Below are 12,125 nucleotides of genomic sequence, written 5' to 3' on the forward strand. Positions count from 1 at the left end.
CGCGGGCTCAGGCGAGGAGGGAGAGGCAGGCCTCGGTGGCGACGCGGTTCCACTCGGGCACCCGGCGGAACATGTAGTGCCCGACCCGGCCCATGTCGTGGAACGCCGTCTCGGAGGCCACGTCCTCGGCCCGGCGCAGGAAGGCGCGGGTCTGGCGGGCGGAGGTGATCTTGTCGGACCGACCGTGGGCGGCCAGGACGGGCTTGCCCCGCAGGGCCTCGACCGGGTCCTCGGGCATCCACCACGGGGCGAGGGCGACCACCCCGGCCACCGCGCGGTCGTCGGCGACGTGCGCCGCCGTGCGGCCGCCCATCGAGTGGCCGAGCAGCACGACGGGCAGGTCGCCGAGCTGGCGTCGTACCTCGTCGAGGGCCCAGCGGGCGTTGGCCACGGGGGCGCCGTGGTTCCAGCCGCGGACGCGGTAGCGCAGCAGCCAGGAGCCGATGCCGGCCTCGTGCAGGGCGGGGGTGACGGTGCGCTGCATCGCGGCCATCCGCTTCCACGACGCGCTGCGGGCGTCGACGGGCTGCCGGCTGGACGCCTTGCCGCCGTGCAGCACCAGCACGAGCGCCCGCTGGCCGGGCGCGTCGAGCCGGGTCAGGGACTCAGGACCCAGGCCCGCGTGGGGGGAGGCGTCGGCGGTCACGGGCGTGGTTCGGAGGCGGGGCCGGTGGTGGATGGCCCACCCCCGGTGAGGCTGCTCACTGTCGGTGGCGACCGGCAAGATGGCCTCCGTGCCACCCGAGACCGACCCCAGCACCCCGACGCCCGTCACCGAGGAGGCGCGCGAGGAGCACCGCGCGCTGAGCGAGCAGGTCGAGGACGCGCGCTGGCGCTACTACGTGCTCGACGACCCCACGCTCGACGACGCCGACTTCGACCGGCGGCTGCGGCGGCTCGAGGCGCTGGAGGAGGAGTTCCCCGAGCTGCGCACGCCCGACTCGCCGACCCAGAAGGTCGGGGGAGCGGTCTCGACCGAGTTCACCGCGGTCGACCACCTCCAGCGCATGGAGAGCCTCGACAACGCCTTCTCCTCCGAGGAGCTCGCGTCGTGGTACGCGCGGCTCGGCCGCGACGGCGTCGAGTCGCCGGCGCTGCTGTGCGAGCTCAAGGTCGACGGGCTGGCGATCAACCTGCTCTACGAGCAGGGCCGGCTGGTCCGGGCGCTGACCCGCGGCGACGGGCGCACCGGCGAGGACGTCACGCCCAACGTCAAGACGATCGACTCCATCCCGCACCGGCTGGCCGTCTCCGAGGAGCACCCGGTGCCGGCGCTGCTCGAGGTCCGGGGCGAGGTGTTCCTGCCCACCGCGGCCTTCGAGCGGCTCAACGAGTCGATGACCGAGGCCGGCAAGCCGGTCTTCGCCAACCCGCGCAACGCCGCCGCCGGCTCGTTGCGGCAGAAGGACCCGCGGGTCACCGCGACCCGCGCCCTGGGCATGGTGTGCCACGGCATCGGCGCGCGCGAGGGGTTCGAGCCCACCGCCCAGTCCGCGGCGTACGACGCGCTGCGGGCCTGGGGCCTGCCGACCTCCGACCGGGTGCGGGTGCTGGAGTCGCTCGGCGAGGTCGACGCCTTCATCGCCCACTACGGCGAGCACCGCCACGACGTCGAGCACGAGATCGACGGCGTGGTGGTCAAGGTCGACGACGTGGCGCTGCAGCGGCGGCTCGGCTCCACGAGCCGCGCGCCGCGCTGGGCCATCGCGTTCAAGTACCCGCCCGAGGAGGTCAACGCCAAGCTGCTGGCCATCGAGGTCCAGGTCGGGCGCACCGGCCGGGTCTCCCCGTTCGGGCGCATGGAGCCCACCCGCGTCGCGGGCTCGACGGTGGAGAAGGCCACGCTGCACAACGCCCACGAGGTCAAGCGCAAGGACGTCCGGCCCGGCGACACCGTGGTCCTGCGCAAGGCCGGCGACGTGATTCCCGAGATCGTCGGGCCGGTGCTCGCGCTGCGGCCCGAGGGCCTGGCGGAGTGGGTGATGCCGGAGGCCTGCCCCGCCTGCGGCACCGAGCTCTACCAGCAGAAGGAGGGCGACCGCGACCTCCGGTGCCCCAACCACGAGCACTGCCCCGCCCAGGCCCGTGAGCGCGTCTTCCACGTCGCCGGCCGCGGGGCGTTCGACATCGAGGGGCTCGGCTACGAGGCCGCCTCGGCGCTGCTCGACGCCGGCGCGATCGCCAACGAGGGCGACGTCTTCGACCTCGACGAGGCCCGGGTGGCCATGGCGCCGCTGTTCACGCGGGCCCCCAAGAAGGGCGAGGAGGGCCCGCAGCTCTCGGCCAACGCCGAGCGGCTGCTGGCCAACCTCCGGAGCCGGCTCGACGTGCCGCTGTGGCGGGTGCTGGTCGCGCTGTCGATCCGCCACGTCGGCCCGACCGCGGCCCGGGCCCTGGCGCAGGAGTTCGGCTCCATGGAGCGCATCCGGGCGGCCTCGGAGGAGGAGCTCGCGGCGGCCGAGGGCGTCGGCCCCACGATCGCGGCGGCGGTGATCGAGTGGTTCGAGGTGCCGTGGCACGCGCGCATCGTCGAGAGCTGGGCGGCGGCCGGCGTGTCGATGGAGGACGCCCGCGACGAGTCCGTGCCGCGCACGCTCGAGGGCGTGACGGTCGTCGTCACCGGGTCCCTGGTCGACTTCAGCCGCGACTCGGCCAAGGAGGCGATCCTGTCCCGCGGCGGCAAGGCCGCGGGGTCGGTGTCGAAGAAGACCGACTACGTCGTCGTCGGCGACAACGCCGGGTCCAAGGCCGAGAAGGCCGAGCAGCTCGGCGTCCCGGTCCTCGACGAGGACGGCTTCAAGGCGCTGCTCGCCGACGGGCCGCCGCCACAGGAGCCGCCACAGGAGCCGGCCGAGGAACCGGACAGCACGTCCGACCCCGAGCCGGGCGATCCGGTGGCACAGTGAGCTCATGACCCGCCTCGGCCCCGTGCCCGCCGTCCTGGCCCTCGTCGTGACCGCAGGGCTCACGGTCTCGACCGTGGCCCCGGCCCTCGCCGCGGAGCCGTCGTCGGCTCGCGGCGCCCGCAGCTTCGAGGTCGTCGGCAGCGGCGACGGAGCCAGGTACGGCATCTGCAAGGAGCCGGAGGGCGCCGGCTGGCGCGTCTTCGCACGGGTCGACAACCGCGGCAGCAAGATCGCCCACCGCGGCGTCCTGCGCAACGCCGCGGGCACGTCGCGCACCTTCAGGGCCGCGCCCGGGAGGCTCTCGCCGGTGAGGTCGGTCCACGCCGCGCGCGGCAGCCGGGTCGACTACGTCCTCGCCGCGGCGCAGTCGGGCGGCGGCGGCCAGGTCCGCCTCACCGAGATGCGCCGCTGCTGACGCCCGGGGTCAGCCCGCGGAGTAGGTCAGGCAGTCGGCGACGTCGGCACCGGGCCCGATCTCGACGCTCTGGGCCGAGCACTCCAGTGCGGAGTTGTGCACGCACTCCGAGCGGTGGCAGGCGCCGACCTGGCCGGTGGTGTCGATGCCGGCCTTGGCCGCCTCCTCGACGTACGTGCCGCAGGAGCTCGTCGCGCCGGTGATGGTGATGGCGGCGGCGTGGCAGTCGTGGTCGTGGTTGTAGGAGCAACCGGAGACCGAGCAGGTGCTGATGAGGGGCAGGTTCATCGTCGTCATGCGATCACGGTGGACCCGATCCCCGGTGCCGTCCAGCCTGGTGAGCCTTGCCTCACCGGGTGCACGGACCTCATTACGATGCCCCGGGTGAGCAGCTCAGCGGCGCCCCCGGGCCGCGACCCGATCGCCGAGGCGCGCCGGCAGTGGCGCTCCCACGGCTGGGACGACGCCGCGGACGGCATGGCCGCGGTGACGTCGGTGATGCGGGCCCAGCAGCTGCTGCTGACCCAGATCGACGCGGTGCTGCGGCCCTTCGGGCTGACCTTCGCCCGGTTCGAGCTGCTGCGGCTGCTCAGCTTCGCCTCCGAGCAGCGGATGACCATGCTCCGCGCCGGCCACCGGTTGCAGGTGCACCCGACGTCCTTGACCAGCCTGGCCTCCCGGCTGCGCGAGGACGGCCTCATCGACCGCACGGCCAACCCCGACGACGGCCGCTCGGCCATCCTCGAGCTGCTGCCCGCGGGCCAGGAGCTGGTGGAGGAGGCGACCGGGGTGCTCAACGCCGAGGTCTTCGAGCAGGTCGGCCTCGACGCCGACGACGTCGCCGCGCTCGTCGACATCCTGGGCCGGTTCCGCGCCCGGCGCGGCGACTACCAGCCCTGACGCGTCGACCCGTCGTCGATCGACGACGGTCAGCGCGAGGGGTCTGGGGAAGCCGTCAGCGGCCGATGAGCTGGCGCGCCATGACGAGGCGCTGGACCTGGTTGGTGCCCTCGTAGATCTGGGTGATCTTGGCGTCGCGCATCATCCGCTCGGCCGCGAAGTCCTGGGTGTAGCCGGCGCCGCCGAGCAGCTGGACGGCGTCGACGGTGATCTCCATGGCCACGTCGGAGGCGTAGCACTTCGCAGCGGCGCCGAAGAAGGACAGGTCGGCGTCGTCGCGCTCGGACTTGGCGGCGGCGACGTAGGTCATCTGGCGCGCGGTCTCGAGCTTCATGGCCATGTCGGCGAGCATGAACTGGATGCCCTGGAAGTCGGCGATCCGCTTGCCGAACTGCTGGCGCTCCTTGACGTAGTCCAGGGCGAGGTCGAGCGCACCCTGGGCGATGCCGACGGCCTGGGCGCCGATGGTGACGCGGGTGTGGTCGAGGGTGCGCAGGGCCAGCTTGAGGCCGCTGCCGGGCTCGCCGATGATGCGGTCGCCGGGGATGCGCACGTTGTCCATGAGCAGCTCGCGGGTGGGGGAGCCCTTGATGCCGAGCTTGCGCTCCTTGGTGCCGAAGCCGAAGCCCTCGTCGGACTTCTCGACCACGAACGCGCTCACGCCCTTGCCGCGGCCCGCGTCGGGGTCGGAGACGGCCAGCACGGTGTAGAACTCCGACTCACCGGCGTTGGTGATCCACGCCTTGGTGCCGTTGAGCACCCAGTCGTCGCCGTCGCGGGTGGCCCGGGCGCGCATGGAGGCGGTGTCGGAGCCGGCCTCGCGCTCGGAGAGGCCGTAGGAGAAGCCCTCGCCGGCGGCCAGGCGGGGCAGGTAGCGGCGCTTGAGGTCGTCGTCGCCGCCGAGCATGACCGGCATCGAGCCGAGCTTGTTGACCGCCGGGATGAGGGAGGACGACGCGCAGCCGCGGGCGACCTCCTCGATGACGATGCAGGTGGCCAGCGCGTCGGCGCCGACGCCGTCGTACTCCTCGGGCACGTGCGGGGCGTGGAAGTCGGACGCGACGAGGGCGTCGTGCGCCTCGCGCGGGTAGCGGGCCTGCTCGTCGACCTCGGCGGCGTACGGCGTCACCTTGTCGGCGACGAGGTCGCGCACCGCGGCGCGGAGCTCCTCGTGGTCGTCGGTGGTGCGGAACAGGTCGAACGTGCTGCCGGAGCCGGTCATGTCTCCACCCCTGAGACTCGGTATCGTCTGGACGCGACCCAGTCTCACACGACCGCCGGGAGATCCCAAGATGACGACGCGCGAGCGCATGGTCGAGGCGGCGTTCGCCCTCTTCGACGAGCAGGGGTACGACGCCACGACGGTCGAGCAGGTCGTCGAGCGCGCCGGGGTCAGCCGGTCGACGTTCTTCCGGGCCTTCGGGTCGAAGGAGGACGTGATCTTCCCGCGGCACGACGAGCTGCAGGGCCGCATCGAGGCCCGGCTGGCCACCGGCACGGCCGCCACGGTGCGGCTGGCGGTCACCGAGGCGGCCCGGCTGGTGCTCGAGCACTACGTGGCGGAGGGCGCGCTGGCGCACCGGCGCTACGCCCTGACCCGGACCGTGCCGGCCCTGCGCGACCGGGAGGTCGCCGGGCTGCTGGGCTACCAGCGGCTCTTCCGCGACCGGCTGCGCGAGTGGCTGCCCGGCCCGGCGGCCGACCTGCACGCCGAGCTGCTCGCCGCGGCGGTGGTGACCGCGCACAACGTGGTGCTGCGCCGGTGGCTGCGCGGCGACGCCGCGGACCCGTTCCCGGAGTTCGAGGACGCGATGGAGGCCGTCTTCGCCATGACCACGACCTGGACGCACGACGACGGCGGCGCGCCTGCGCGCACCGCCGTCGTCGTGGTGGCCACCGACCGCCCGGCCGGCGAGGTGGCCGCGCTCGTGGAGCGCGCCCTGGGAGCGGGGGACTAGCCGGCGAGCCGGCCCGCGATCGTGACCACGCGGGTGGCCAGGTGGTCCAGGGCCGCGTTGTCGTCGTCGGACAGGCCGCCACCGCCGCCGGTCACGACGCCGACGCCGTAGGGGTTGCCGTCGTTGAACTTCACCGCGTCGGTGTAGCCCGGCGGGACGATGATGCCGCCGAAGTGGGCGAACGTGGTGTTGAGCGCCTCCAGGGTCGTCTCCTGGCCGCCGTGCTTGGTCTGGCTGGAGGTGAACGCGGCGTACACCTTGTCGGCGAGCTTGCCCTCCTGCCACAGCGGGCCGAGGGTGTCGATGAACGACTGCAGCTGGCTGGTGATGTGGCCGTAGCGCGTGCCCGACCCCATGATCACGGCGTCGGCCCAGTCCATGTCGTCGGTGGTGGCCTCGGGCTCGTCGGCCACGCTGGCGAGGTGGGCGGCCCAGGCGTCGACGCTCTGGACGACCTCCTGGGGCGCGGTCTCCCGCACGCGGCGACGGCGCACCTCGGCGCCCGCGGCCTGCGCGGCCTGCTCGAGGCGGGTCGCCATGGCGTGACCCGTGCCGAAACCGGAGTAGTAGATGATCGCGAGCTTGGTCATGGACCCGACCGTAGACGAGGTCGGTGAAATCTCAACCACCCGTCAGGAGGTGGGGCCGAACTGCTCGACCCGGACCCGGTCCAACCGCACTCCCGACTCGCCCAGCAGCCGGGTCGCGAAGGTCGCGAACCCCGCCGAGCCGCACACGTACGCCGCCTCGACCGGTCCCGAGCGCGCCACCAGGTCCTCGACGAGCTCGCCGACCTCCTCGGGGTACGGCGGCGCGGCGACCCGGCTCCCGAGGTTCTCGCGCGTGGTGAACACCGACGCCCCGGCGGCCAGCAGCTCCTCGGCGTAGGGCAGGGCGTCGAGCGTCTTGCCGACCGCGACGACCCGCAGCCGGTCGGCGGTGCCGGTGCGGGCGGCGTACCGCAGCATCGCGACGAGGGGCACCACGCCCGAGCCGCCGCCGACCGCGACCGCGGTGGTGGAGCCGTCCCAGGTGAACCAGCCGCCGAGCGGGCCGCGCACCTCGAGCACGTCGCCCGGCTCGAGGACGTCGTGCACGTGGCCCGACACCTCGCCGTCGGGCATCCGCTCGACCATGAGCTCCACGAGCGGGTCGGCCGGGTCGGAGGCGACGGAGTAGGAGCGCTGCGCGGTGTAGTCGTCGGGGGCCCGCAGGCGCACGACGTAGTGCTGACCGGGGAGTCCCTCCTCGCGGCCGTCGACGTCCAGCCGCACCCGGGCCAGGCGGCCGTCGGGGCGGTCGACCTCGACGACGGTGGCGGTGGTCCAGGGGGTCGAGGGGCCGGTCACGGGTCGCCCTGGTAGCGCTGCTCCAGCCAGGGGTCGCCGCGGTCGTGGTAGCCGTGGGTCTCCCAGAACCCCGGCCGGTCGACGTCGGTGAGCTCGATGCGCTCGACCCACTTGGCCGACTTCCAGAAGTACAGGTGCGGCACGAGCAGCCGCAGCGGGCCGCCGTGCTCGTCGGAGAGCGGCTTGCCGTCGGCCTCCCACACGACCCAGGCGCGACCGTCGGTGACGTCGGCGAGCGGCAGGTTGGTGGCGTAGCCGGTGGTCGAGTGCGCGACCACGTACGCCGCCTCGGGCCCCGGCCCGGCCGCCTCCAGGAGCACGTCGAGCGAGACGCCGCGGAAGGAGGTGTCGAAGCGGCTCCACGTGGTCACGCAGTGGATGTCGCCCTCGTACGCCGAGCCGGGCAGCTCGTGCAGCTGCTGCCACGACCACGTCGTCGGGGTCTCGACGAGACCGTCGACGGTGATCGAGCACTGCTCGGGGACGAGGTGGGGCGTGGCCTCGGCGGTCAGGGTCGGCCACTCGCGGCCGACGTCGTACTGGCCGGGGGGCAGGCGGTCGGCGCGGCCGGCCTGCTCGGCGCGGCGCTTGCCGGTGAAGCCTCGGGTGACGGGCACCCGGCCATCATGCCGGGCGCCCCGTCGTGGGGTCGGCGGGACGTCATCCGAGCCGGCGGCCGGAGCAGCCGCCCCGCATGTCGCACACCCGCCGCACCCACGGCGAGGCCCGAGGATCAGCGCACGATGCGCAGCGCGCAGCCGCCGGACGTGCCGACCTTGTTGACGCGCAGGACGAAGCGGTCGGTACCGCGGGTGTCGCGGCGCTCGCGGTCGACCCCGTCGACGTCACCGTCGGAGTCGGCACGGCGGACGACGTTGGCCAGGGTGCGGCCGTCCTGCTTGAGGACGATGCGCCACTGGCTGCCGGGGCGGGCGTCGTCGATGTCGGTGTCGATCTCGTAGCGGCCGTCGTCCTTCTCGACCTCGAGCTTGAACGTGGCGCCGTCGCAGCGGCCCGACTTCTCCGCGGCCTGGGCGGGGGCGGCGGTGAGGACGGCGAGCGGGGTCGCGACGAGGGCGGTGGCGGCGAGGGTGGCGGCGGTGGTGCGCAGCGGGTTCATGCCGAGGACACTCGCGGTCGTCGGTGAGGTGGGCATGAGCCGGTGGTGAAGGAGTTCTCACCGAGGTGGGGCCCTAGGCTGGCGCCCATGCCTGAGATCACCCGAGACGAGGTCGCCCACCTGGCGACGCTCGCCCGGATCGACCTGGACGACGCCGAGCTCGACCACCTCGCGCCCCAGCTGTCGGTCATCCTCGAGTCCGTGGCCTCGATCAGCGGCGTGGCCGGCGACGACGTCCCGCCGACGTCGCACGCGCTGCCGCTGACCAACGTCTTCCGCGACGACGTCGTCGTGCCGGGCCTGACGCCCGAGCAGGCGCTGTCGGGCGCGCCGCGCGCGGAGCAGCAGCGCTTCGCGGTGCCGCGGATCCTGGGGGACGAGCAGTGAGCGCCGACCTGACCCGTCGTACGGCGGCCGAGCTGGCCGACGACCTCGCCTCCGGCGCCACGACCTCGGTCGCGCTGACCCAGGCCCACCTCGATCGCATCGCCGCGGTCGACGGCGCCGTGCACGCGTTCCTGCACGTCGACGCCGAGGGCGCGCTGGCCCAGGCCGCCGCCTCCGACGAGCGCCGCGCCGAGGGCGCGACCCGCTCCGCGCTCGACGGCGTGCCGATCGCGGTCAAGGACGTCCTGGCCACCGAGGGCCTGCCGACCACGTGCGGCTCGAAGATCCTCGAGGGCTGGCTGCCGCCGTACGACGCCACCGTGGTCGCCAAGGTCAAGGCCGCCGGCCTGCCGATCCTGGGCAAGACCAACATGGACGAGTTCGCCATGGGCTCCTCCACCGAGCACTCGGCGTACGGCGCCACGCACAACCCCTGGGACCTCGACCGCATCCCGGGCGGCTCGGGGGGCGGCTCGGCCGCCGCGGTGGCCGCCTTCGAGGCGCCGCTGGCCCTGGGCACCGACACCGGCGGCTCGATCCGCCAGCCCGGCGCGGTCACCGGCACGGTGGGCGTGAAGCCGACCTACGGCGGCGTCTCGCGCTACGGCCTCGTGGCGCTGGCCAACTCCCTCGACCAGGTCGGCCCGGTCACCCGCACCGTGCTCGACTCCGCGCTGCTGCACGAGCTCATCGGCGGCCACGACCCGCGCGACTCGACCTCGGTCGACCAGCCGCTGCCGAGCCTCGTCGAGGCGGCCCGCCGGGGCGCGACCGGCGACCTGTCCGGCGTGCGCATCGGCGTCGTCAAGGAGCTCGCCGGCGAGGGCTGGCAGCCGGGCGTGATGGCGCGGTTCACCGAGGCCGTCGACCTCATGGTCGGCGCGGGCGCCGAGGTCGTCGAGGTCTCGTGCCCGACGTTCGTGCACGCGCTCGCCACCTACTACCTCATCCTCCCGGCCGAGGCCTCCAGCAACCTGGCCAAGTTCGACGCCATGCGCTACGGCCTGCGCGTGCTGCCCGAGGGCGTCGCCTCCCCGTCGGCCGAGGAGGTCATGCGGGCCACCCGCGACGCCGGGTTCGGCGACGAGGTCAAGCGCCGCATCATCCTCGGCACCTACGCCCTGTCCAGCGGCTACTACGACGCCTACTACGGGCAGGCCCAGAAGGTCCGCACCCTCATCACCCGCGACTTCGACGCCGCGTTCGCCCAGGCCGACGTGCTGGTCTCGCCGACCGCGCCGACCACGGCGTTCAAGCTGGGGGAGAAGCTCGACGACCCGCTGGCGATGTACCTCAACGACCTCGCCACCATCCCGGCCAACCTGGCCGGCGTCCCCGGCATCTCGGTGCCCAGCGGCCTGGCCGACGAGGACGGCCTGCCCGCCGGCCTGCAGGTGCTGGCCCCCGCGCTCGCCGACGACCGCGTCTACCGGGTGGGCGCCGCCGCCGAGACCCTGCTGACCTCGACGTGGGGCGGGTCGCTGCTCGACCGCGCCCCCGACCTCTCCACCGGCTCGGAAGGACCCCGCTGATGGCCACCGCCCTGGTCGACTTCGACACCGTCCTGGCGACGTACGACCCCGCGCTCGGGCTCGAGGTGCACGTCGAGCTCAACACCGCCACCAAGATGTTCTGCGGCTGCCCCGCGGTCTTCGGCGGCGAGCCCAACAGCCAGGTCTGCCCGACCTGCCTCGGCCTGCCCGGCGCGATGCCGGTCGTCAACGGCAAGGCCGTGGAGTCGGCGATCCGCATCGGCCTGGCCCTCAACTGCTCGATCGCCGAGTGGTGCCGCTTCGCCCGGAAGAACTACTTCTACCCGGACATGCCGAAGAACTTCCAGACCTCCCAGTACGACGAGCCGATCGCCTTCGACGGGTGGATGGACGTCGACGTCGACGGCGAGACGTTCCGCGTCGAGATCGAGCGCGCCCACATGGAGGAGGACACCGGCAAGTCGCTGCACGTCGGCGGCGCCACCGGCCGCATCCACGGCGCCGACTACTCGCTGGTCGACTACAACCGCGCCGGCATCCCGCTCATCGAGATCGTCACCCGGCCGATCGTCGGCGCGGGGGAGAAGGCGCCGCTGGTCGCCCGCGCGTACGTCCAGCAGCTGCGCGACCTGATCCTCGCCCTCGGCGTCTCCGAGGCCCGGATGGACCAGGGCAACCTGCGCGCCGACGTCAACCTCTCGCTCTCGCCCAAGGGCTCCGGCGTGCTCGGCACCCGCACCGAGACCAAGAACGTCAACTCGTTCCGCTCCGTCGAGCGGGCCGTGCGCTTCGAGATGCAGCGGCACGCCGCGGTGCTCGACCAGGGCGGCTCGATCCTGCAGGAGACCCGCCACTGGCACGAGGACACCGGCCGCACCACCTCGGGCCGCGAGAAGTCCGACGCCGAGGACTACCGCTACTTCCCTGAGCCCGACCTGGTGCCCGTCGCGCCGTCGCGGGAGTGGGTCGAGGAGCTGCGCGGCACCCTGCCGGAGAACCCCACCACCAAGCGCGCCCGCCTCCAGGGCGACTGGGGCTTCACCGACCTCGAGATGCGCGACGTGGTCGCGGCCGGCGCCCTGCTCCCCATCGAGCAGACCGTCGCCGCCGGCGCGCCGCCCCAGGCCGCCCGCAAGTGGTGGGTCGCCGAGCTGGCCCGGCGCGCCAACGACGCCGGTGTCGAGCTGGCCGAGGTCGGCGTCACCCCCGAGCAGGTCGCGGCCGTCCAGGCGCTCGTCGACGCCGGCACCATCAACGACAAGCTGGCCCGCCAGGTCTTCGACGGCCTGCAGGCCGGCGAGGGCACACCCGGGGAGATCGTGGCCGCCCGCGGCCTGGCCGTCGTCAGCGACGACGGCGCCCTCGGCGCGGCCGTCGACAAGGCGATCGAGGCCAACCCCGACGTCGCCCAGAAGATCCGCGACGGCAAGCACGCCGCCGCCGGTGCCCTCATCGGTGCGGTGATGAAGGAAATGCGCGGCCAGGCCGACGCGGGTCGGGTGCGCGAGCTGGTGCTTGAGAAGCTGGCCTGAGCCGAGCGGCAAAATCTCCGGTTAACTGGAGATTCTCCCACTTCTGGTGGGGAACTCCCCACCAG

General features: G+C 73.6%; 14 protein-coding genes. 7 read left to right on the plus strand and 7 right to left on the minus strand.

Annotated elements, in window-relative coordinates:
* Window positions 1-7: 7 nt before the first annotated feature.
* Window positions 8-646 (minus strand): alpha/beta hydrolase, encoded by a 639-nt coding sequence (locus tag FJQ57_RS04030; protein WP_211348736.1) that lies wholly within the window; start codon window positions 644-646, stop codon window positions 8-10.
* 79 nt (window positions 647-725) lie between these two features.
* On the opposite strand from FJQ57_RS04030, the gene ligA reads away from it, so the two are divergent.
* Both ligA and FJQ57_RS04040 read left to right on the plus strand, forming a co-directional pair.
* Complete coding sequence (gene ligA / locus FJQ57_RS04035; RefSeq protein WP_139979010.1) at window positions 726-2,906, plus strand: NAD-dependent DNA ligase LigA; 2,181 nt, start codon at window positions 726-728, stop codon at window positions 2,904-2,906.
* Between the two features lie 4 nt (window positions 2,907-2,910).
* Window positions 2,911-3,321 carry a hypothetical protein gene (locus FJQ57_RS04040; protein WP_139977912.1) on the plus strand — a complete coding sequence of 137 codons (411 nt, stop codon included), beginning with the start codon at window positions 2,911-2,913 and terminating at the stop codon, window positions 3,319-3,321.
* 9 nt (window positions 3,322-3,330) lie between these two features.
* Here FJQ57_RS04040 and FJQ57_RS04045 read toward each other — a convergent pair whose 3' ends face one another.
* Entirely contained in the window at window positions 3,331-3,618 is a 288-nt protein-coding gene (locus tag FJQ57_RS04045; protein ID WP_139977913.1) for a DUF1540 domain-containing protein, read from the minus strand.
* 87 nt (window positions 3,619-3,705) lie between these two features.
* Between FJQ57_RS04045 and FJQ57_RS04050 the strand changes: the two genes are divergently transcribed.
* Entirely contained in the window at window positions 3,706-4,221 is a 516-nt protein-coding gene (locus tag FJQ57_RS04050; protein ID WP_246081574.1) for a MarR family winged helix-turn-helix transcriptional regulator, read from the plus strand.
* Between the two features lie 55 nt (window positions 4,222-4,276).
* Here the strand turns inward: FJQ57_RS04050 and FJQ57_RS04055 are convergent, their stop codons facing one another.
* On the minus strand, window positions 4,277-5,443 hold the full coding sequence (locus FJQ57_RS04055) for an acyl-CoA dehydrogenase family protein (protein WP_139977915.1): 1,167 nt from the start codon (window positions 5,441-5,443) through the stop codon (window positions 4,277-4,279).
* 70 nt (window positions 5,444-5,513) lie between these two features.
* Between FJQ57_RS04055 and FJQ57_RS04060 the strand changes: the two genes are divergently transcribed.
* Window positions 5,514-6,179, plus strand: coding sequence for a TetR/AcrR family transcriptional regulator (locus FJQ57_RS04060; protein ID WP_211348737.1), 666 nt, complete (start codon window positions 5,514-5,516; stop codon window positions 6,177-6,179).
* Here FJQ57_RS04060 and wrbA read toward each other — a convergent pair.
* From wrbA to FJQ57_RS04080, 4 genes are all read right to left on the minus strand, one after another.
* Complete coding sequence (gene wrbA / locus FJQ57_RS04065; RefSeq protein ID WP_139977917.1) at window positions 6,176-6,769, minus strand: NAD(P)H:quinone oxidoreductase; 594 nt, start codon at window positions 6,767-6,769, stop codon at window positions 6,176-6,178. The genes FJQ57_RS04060 and wrbA overlap by 4 nt on opposite strands.
* A 42-nt stretch (window positions 6,770-6,811) precedes the next feature.
* On the minus strand, window positions 6,812-7,528 hold the full coding sequence (locus FJQ57_RS04070) for an FAD-binding oxidoreductase (RefSeq protein ID WP_170219264.1): 717 nt from the start codon (window positions 7,526-7,528) through the stop codon (window positions 6,812-6,814).
* Window positions 7,525-8,145: a sulfite oxidase-like oxidoreductase gene (locus tag FJQ57_RS04075; protein ID WP_139977918.1), complete on the minus strand. Its 621-nt coding sequence runs from the start codon at window positions 8,143-8,145 to the stop codon at window positions 7,525-7,527. The genes FJQ57_RS04070 and FJQ57_RS04075 overlap by 4 nt, the downstream gene beginning before the upstream one ends.
* A gap of 116 nt (window positions 8,146-8,261) precedes the next feature.
* A complete protein-coding gene (locus FJQ57_RS04080) occupies window positions 8,262-8,648 on the minus strand; it encodes a hypothetical protein (RefSeq protein WP_139977919.1) in 387 nt (128 codons plus the stop codon).
* Window positions 8,649-8,735: 87 nt separating this feature from the next.
* On the opposite strand from FJQ57_RS04080, the gene gatC reads away from it, so the two are divergent.
* Genes gatC through gatB form a run of 3 tightly spaced genes read left to right on the plus strand, consistent with a single transcriptional unit; the run spans window position 8,736 to window position 12,060 of the window.
* A complete protein-coding gene (gatC, locus tag FJQ57_RS04085) occupies window positions 8,736-9,035 on the plus strand; it encodes an Asp-tRNA(Asn)/Glu-tRNA(Gln) amidotransferase subunit GatC (protein WP_139977920.1) in 300 nt (99 codons plus the stop codon).
* Complete coding sequence (gene gatA, locus FJQ57_RS04090) at window positions 9,032-10,567, plus strand: Asp-tRNA(Asn)/Glu-tRNA(Gln) amidotransferase subunit GatA (protein WP_139977921.1); 1,536 nt, start codon at window positions 9,032-9,034, stop codon at window positions 10,565-10,567. The genes gatC and gatA overlap by 4 nt, the downstream gene beginning before the upstream one ends.
* A complete protein-coding gene (gatB, locus tag FJQ57_RS04095) occupies window positions 10,567-12,060 on the plus strand; it encodes an Asp-tRNA(Asn)/Glu-tRNA(Gln) amidotransferase subunit GatB (RefSeq protein WP_139977922.1) in 1,494 nt (497 codons plus the stop codon). Before gatA ends, gatB begins: the two co-directional genes overlap by 1 nt.
* Window positions 12,061-12,125: the final 65 nt, after the last annotated feature.

Origin of the sequence: Nocardioides litoris (genome assembly GCF_006346315.1) — a bacterium.
Classification (GTDB): Bacteria; Actinomycetota; Actinomycetes; order Propionibacteriales; family Nocardioidaceae; genus Nocardioides; species Nocardioides litoris.

Bases quoted from the DNA above. Each gene is read 5' to 3' on its own strand.
- ligA (WP_139979010.1), top strand. From the start codon at position 726: ATGGCCTCCGTGCCACCCGAGACCGACCCCAGCACCCCGACGCCCGTC.
- FJQ57_RS04040 (WP_139977912.1), top strand. From the start codon at position 2,911: ATGACCCGCCTCGGCCCCGTGCCCGCCGTCCTGGCCCTCGTCGTGACC.
- FJQ57_RS04045 (WP_139977913.1), bottom strand. From the start codon at position 3,618: ATGACGACGATGAACCTGCCCCTCATCAGCACCTGCTCGGTCTCCGGT.
- FJQ57_RS04055 (WP_139977915.1), bottom strand. From the start codon at position 5,443: ATGACCGGCTCCGGCAGCACGTTCGACCTGTTCCGCACCACCGACGAC.
- FJQ57_RS04060 (WP_211348737.1), top strand. From the start codon at position 5,514: ATGACGACGCGCGAGCGCATGGTCGAGGCGGCGTTCGCCCTCTTCGAC.
- wrbA (WP_139977917.1), bottom strand. From the start codon at position 6,769: ATGACCAAGCTCGCGATCATCTACTACTCCGGTTTCGGCACGGGTCAC.
- FJQ57_RS04080 (WP_139977919.1), bottom strand. From the start codon at position 8,648: ATGAACCCGCTGCGCACCACCGCCGCCACCCTCGCCGCCACCGCCCTC.
- gatC (WP_139977920.1), top strand. From the start codon at position 8,736: ATGCCTGAGATCACCCGAGACGAGGTCGCCCACCTGGCGACGCTCGCC.
- gatB (WP_139977922.1), top strand. From the start codon at position 10,567: ATGGCCACCGCCCTGGTCGACTTCGACACCGTCCTGGCGACGTACGAC.